General features: G+C 61.8%; 5 protein-coding genes. All 5 read left to right on the top strand.

Going from position 1 to position 4,770, the window contains the following annotated elements; all coding sequences use genetic code 11:
* Positions 1–204 precede the first annotated feature (204 nt).
* The 5 genes from QMX93_RS29730 to QMX93_RS29710 all read left to right on the top strand — a co-directional run bounded on the left by QMX93_RS29730 (position 205) and on the right by QMX93_RS29710 (position 4,686).
* Positions 205–1,608, top strand: a complete 1,404-nt coding sequence (locus tag QMX93_RS29730) for an ABC transporter substrate-binding protein (RefSeq protein ID WP_282359135.1) — start codon at positions 205–207, stop codon at positions 1,606–1,608.
* Between the two features lie 219 nt (positions 1,609–1,827).
* Positions 1,828–2,610 (top strand): ABC transporter permease, encoded by a 783-nt coding sequence (locus QMX93_RS29725; RefSeq protein ID WP_282359134.1) that lies wholly within the window; start codon positions 1,828–1,830, stop codon positions 2,608–2,610.
* A complete protein-coding gene (locus tag QMX93_RS29720; protein WP_159814803.1) occupies positions 2,610–3,458 on the top strand; it encodes an ABC transporter ATP-binding protein in 849 nt (282 codons plus the stop codon). Before QMX93_RS29725 ends, QMX93_RS29720 begins: the two co-directional genes overlap by 1 nt.
* Positions 3,455–4,417, top strand: a complete 963-nt coding sequence (locus QMX93_RS29715; RefSeq protein WP_282359132.1) for a HEAT repeat domain-containing protein — start codon at positions 3,455–3,457, stop codon at positions 4,415–4,417. Before QMX93_RS29720 ends, QMX93_RS29715 begins: the two co-directional genes overlap by 4 nt.
* Positions 4,414–4,686 carry a DUF971 domain-containing protein gene (locus QMX93_RS29710; protein WP_282359130.1) on the top strand — a complete coding sequence of 91 codons (273 nt, stop codon included), beginning with the start codon at positions 4,414–4,416 and terminating at the stop codon, positions 4,684–4,686. The genes QMX93_RS29715 and QMX93_RS29710 overlap by 4 nt, the downstream gene beginning before the upstream one ends.
* The last annotated feature ends 84 nt before the right edge of the window (positions 4,687–4,770 follow it).

Genomic DNA, 4,770 nt, shown 5'->3' with positions numbered 1-4,770 from the left:
GCTCGCGATAGCGGTGGGTCAGATTTAGATGTGCTGGCTGACACACCGCTATCGCGAGCAGGCTCACTCCTACAGTAGATCTACGACACCCCAAAGCCATCCGGCAAACCCCGGACGCTGGATTCACCGAAAACCCCTCGTTTCCCACCGCGCCCTGATCGCGGCGGAGACGAACTCAAATAAATGATTCGAGGGGAAACAACCATGTTGCGTGCAGCAATCGCCGGTCTGGTACTGGCTTCGTTCACCGTGTCGGCCTCGGCTGAAACCATCCGCATCGCCATCGGCACCCAGGACACCACCATCAACTGCGCCGCCGGCGGGTTGCTGATTCGTGAACTCGGCCTGCTCGACAAATACCTGCCCCACGACGGCGCCTACAAAGACGCCAAATACGATGTGCAGTGGAAGAACTTCACCAGCGGCGCACCGCTGACCAACGAGATGGTCGCCGGCAAACTCGACTTCGGCGCCATGGCCGATTTCCCTGGTGCGTTCAACGGCGTGGCGTTTGAAACCGCCGGCAAGCACAGCCTGTTTATCAGTGTGTTGTCGGGCAGCATCAAGGGCAGCGGCAACGGCATTGTCGTGCCGAGCGCATCGGATGTGCAGTCGCTGAGCGAACTCAAGGGCAAGACCATTTCCGTGCCGTTCGCCTCCACCGCGCACGGCATGTTGCTGCGTGCCGTCGCGGCGCAGGGCTGGGATCCGCTGAAGGACGTCAACATCATCGCCCAGCCGCCGGAAGTCGCCGGCTCCGCGTTGCAGGCTGGCAAGATCGACGCCCACGCCGATTTTGTGCCGTTCGCCGAACTGTTCCCGAGCCGGGGTTTCGCGCGCAAGATTTATGACGGCGCCCAGGCCAATGCGCCGACGTTCCATGGTGCGCTAGTGGATCAGGCGTATGCGAAGAAGTACCCGGAAGTCGTCGTCGCTTATCTGCGTGCGAGCATCGAGGCCAATCAGTTGCTCGCCGCTGAGCCTGAGAAGTACAGCGAGTTGATCGCCAAAGTCACCGGCGTCGATGCTGAGGTGAACTACCTGTTCCATGGCCCGCTCGGTGTGCAGACCCGCGACCTGAGCTGGAAGCCTGAATATCGTCAGGCGGTGGGTACTGCGATCGACACGTTGAAGCTGCTGAAGAAAGCTGATCGCGGGCTCGATCTGAACAACTTCATTGACGATCAATACATTCGTGCGGCGTTCAAGGCGTCGGGTCTGGATTACACGGCGCAGTTGGCGGATTACGCGCAGACGCCGTTGAAAGCCACGGATGCCGCAACGGGTAAGGCAATTACCGACTTCAGTCATGTCGCCGAAATCTGGGTGCGCGGTGAGGACAAGGTGCGTCAGTACGCGTCGGCGGAAGAGGCGTTTACTGCGCTGGCGGCGTTGAAGCAGGAAGGCAAGAGCGTTCGGGCGGTGTATGCACAGGCCAGTGATAGCGGGATCAAGTTGTTGGCTGAGCAGGCGTGGTTTGCCAGTGATGCCAAGGGCCGCTTGAGCGCCTTCCTGCTCAAAGGCCAGGCTCAGCAATTTGCCTCGGCGCAGGGCGGTAAAGTCTTTGACTTCACCGATGCCACCACCCAAGCCGTTGCCTCGCGTTGATGAAGATCAAGAGCCCCTCACCCTAGCCCTCTCCCGGAGGGAGAGGGGACTGATCGAGGTGTTTGGGCGAAGTACGCCGACTTGAAATACCGAGTCGAACTCGGGTTTTGAAAAGCTCGGAGATCGGCTCCCTTTCCCCCTCGCCCCCCTGGGGGAGAGGGCTGGGGTGAGGGGGTAAATATCAGCCACACCACAGCACCACAACCGGAAACCCGATCCATGAAATCACCCACCCTACGCTGGACATCCAGAGCCGCATCACTGCTGCTCTGCCTGCTGTTCTGGCAACTCGCCGCTAGCCACCACTGGAACCTCGGCCTCGTCACCTTCGCCAACGTGCCGACACCCATCGCGGTGATCGAAGCCGCGCTGGGCCTCGGCGACTCCGGCAAGCTCCTGCAACACCTGACCGCCAGCCTCAGCCGCGTCTTCGCCGGCTACCTCGCGGCACTGGTGATCGGCATCGCCCTGGGCCTCGCCATCGGCCGTTCAAAATGGGCCGAAGACTTGCTGCTGCCACCGCTGGAAGTCCTGCGCCCAATCCCCGCCGTCGCCTGGATTCCGCTGGCGATTCTGATGTTCCCGTCCTCCGAATTGTCGATGGTCTTCATCACCTTCACCGGCGCGCTGTTCCCGATCCTGCTGAACACCGTGCACGGCGTCGAAGGCGTCGACCCACGCCTGATCGCCTCAGCGAAAAGCCTCGGGGCAGGGCGCCGGGCGATCCTGCTGGAAGTGATCCTGCCCGGCGCTGCGCCAAGCATCATCACCGGTTTGGCGATCGGCATGGGCACTTCATGGTTCTGCCTGGTCACGGCGGAAATGATCTCCGGCCAGTTCGGCATCGGCTATTACACCTGGGAGTCCTACACCATTCAGAACTATGCCGACATCGTCGTCGGCATGCTCTTGATCGGGGTGTTGGGCATGGGCAGCAGTCTGCTGATCAAACGTCTGGGCGGGTTGTTCACGCCTTGGCATCGACCGCGAGGAAAAGCCTGATGAGCGTCATGCAAACCCCGGAAGGGCGGATCGACATTCGCCAATTGTCCATCGTCCTCGGCGAAGGTCGCGAAGCCTTTGAAGCGGTGCAAGGCCTTGATTGCCAGATCGAACCCGGCCAGTTCGTATGCATTCTCGGCCCGTCCGGTTGCGGCAAATCGACGTTGCTCGGCGCTTTGGCCGGGCATTTGAGCGCTCACGCCGGCAGCCTGAAAGTTGATGGCGGCGAAGTGTCTGGCCCATCACCACAGCGCGGCATGGTGTTCCAGCATCACACGCTGTTCCCGTGGCGCACGGTGCGCGACAACGTCGCTTTCGGCCTGAAGATGCGCGGCATCGGCAAAGCTGAACGGCATCGCGCCGCCGACGACATTCTCAAACTGGTCGGCCTCGAAGGCTTCGCCGAACGCTGGCCCGATCAGCTCTCTGGCGGCATGCAGCAACGCGTGGAAATCGCCCGCGTGCTGGTCAATCGCCCGCGCCTGTTGCTCATGGACGAGCCATTCGGCGCGCTGGATGCGCTGACTCGGTTGAACATGCAAGAGCTGCTGCTGGACATCTGGACGCGCATTCGCACCACCGTGGTGTTCGTCACCCATGACATCGACGAGGCGCTGTTCCTCGCCGACCGCTTGCTGGTGATGAGCGCGCGGCCGGGGCGCATCATCGAAGATCTGCGCCTCGACTTTGCCCGACCGCGCACCAGCGAGCTGGTCACCAGCCCTGAATTCTCGCGCCTCAAACGCCACTGCCTCGACCTGCTGCGCCACGACGACGACCGACCGCTGCCGCGCCTCAACCCGCTCGGTCTGCCTCCCGAAAACCCTTTGCCGCGATTTGCCCTATGACCTCTATTTTTGCTGTGACCGATAACGATGACATCCTCGCCCTGCAACCGCGCCTGACTGCTGAAGACGCCGGGGTGCGGCGCATTGCCCTGATTGATCTGGCCGATCTCGAAGAGCCGGATGGCCTGCTCTGGCTGGTGGATCGCTTGGGCCAGGATCCCGCTGAAGAAGTCCGCGCTGAAGCCGCGCGATTGCTGGAAGCCTGGGAAGATGAAGACGTCGTGCAAGCCTTGTGTGAGGCGCTGACTGATCCCGCACCTTCGGTGCAATCGGCTGCCGCGCAGAGCCTGAGCTTGCTGAAAACGGAAGCGGCGGGACGAGTGATTCTGCCGTGGACTGATCACGCTGATGTCAGCGTTCGTATTGCGGCGTTCCGTGCATTGCGTGAACTGCGATTCGCCGATGCCGCACCCGCTGCGCTCTCGGCGCTGAACGATGCCGATGCCAGCGTTCGCCGTGAAGCGGTGGGCGTACTCGGCTGGCTCAAGCAACTCGACGCGTTACCGGCATTAGCAAGACTGGCCAGCGACGATCCCGACACCGAAGTGCGCCGCGCCGCTACCGGTGCATTGGGCCTCGCCTCCAGCGCTGAAGTTCTGCCAGCACTGCGTCAGGCCTTGCAGGACAACGCCTGGCAAGTGCGCGAAGAAGCCGCGACCACGTTGGGCAAAGTCGGCCACATTGACGCCGGCGCAGCACTGGTTGACGCCTTGAGCGATGACTATTGGCAGGTACGTTTGCGTGCCACGCGCAGCCTCGGTCGCCTGCGTTTCGCTCCGGCGCTGGACGCATTGATCGACACCCTCGGCCATCGCATCAGCAACCTGCGCAAAGAAGCCGCGCTCGCCTTGGGAGAATTGAATGATCGCGGCGCCGTGGCCGCGTTGCAGGCCGCGCAGGATGATGGCGACCCGGAAGTGCGCAAAGCCGTGCGTATCGCCTTGAGTCAGCTGCAATGAACCCATTGTCCGTCGGTAATTCACAAAGTGAACGAACGCTGCGCCTGAACTGGCCGGATGGCCGTGAACAGCAACTCAACCACGCCGAACTGCGCCGCCAATGCCCGTGCTCGCAATGCCGCGCCTTCCGCCTGAAAGGCATGGTGCCGATGGTCGATGACCGCATTCGCCTGATCGAACTCAACCCCCAGGGCTACGGCGTGCAACTGATCTTCAGCGATGGCCACCAACGCGGCATCTACCCGTGGGCCTATCTGGCAAACCTATGACAATCCCTGTAGGAGCTGCCGAAGGCTGCGATCTTTTGATCCTGTTTTTTATAATCAAGATCAAAAGATCGCAGCCTTCGGCAG

Source organism: Pseudomonas sp. PS01303, from assembly GCF_029959385.1.
Classification (GTDB): Bacteria; Pseudomonadota; Gammaproteobacteria; order Pseudomonadales; family Pseudomonadaceae; genus Aquipseudomonas; species Aquipseudomonas rustica.
Note: the sequence above shows the minus strand (reverse complement) of the source record. Positions and strands in the feature narration are given on the sequence as shown.

Bases quoted from the DNA above. Each gene is read 5' to 3' on its own strand.
- QMX93_RS29730 (WP_282359135.1), top strand. From the start codon at position 205: ATGTTGCGTGCAGCAATCGCCGGTCTGGTACTGGCTTCGTTCACCGTG.
- QMX93_RS29725 (WP_282359134.1), top strand. From the start codon at position 1,828: ATGAAATCACCCACCCTACGCTGGACATCCAGAGCCGCATCACTGCTG.
- QMX93_RS29720 (WP_159814803.1), top strand. From the start codon at position 2,610: ATGAGCGTCATGCAAACCCCGGAAGGGCGGATCGACATTCGCCAATTG.
- QMX93_RS29715 (WP_282359132.1), top strand. From the start codon at position 3,455: ATGACCTCTATTTTTGCTGTGACCGATAACGATGACATCCTCGCCCTG.
- QMX93_RS29710 (WP_282359130.1), top strand. From the start codon at position 4,414: ATGAACCCATTGTCCGTCGGTAATTCACAAAGTGAACGAACGCTGCGC.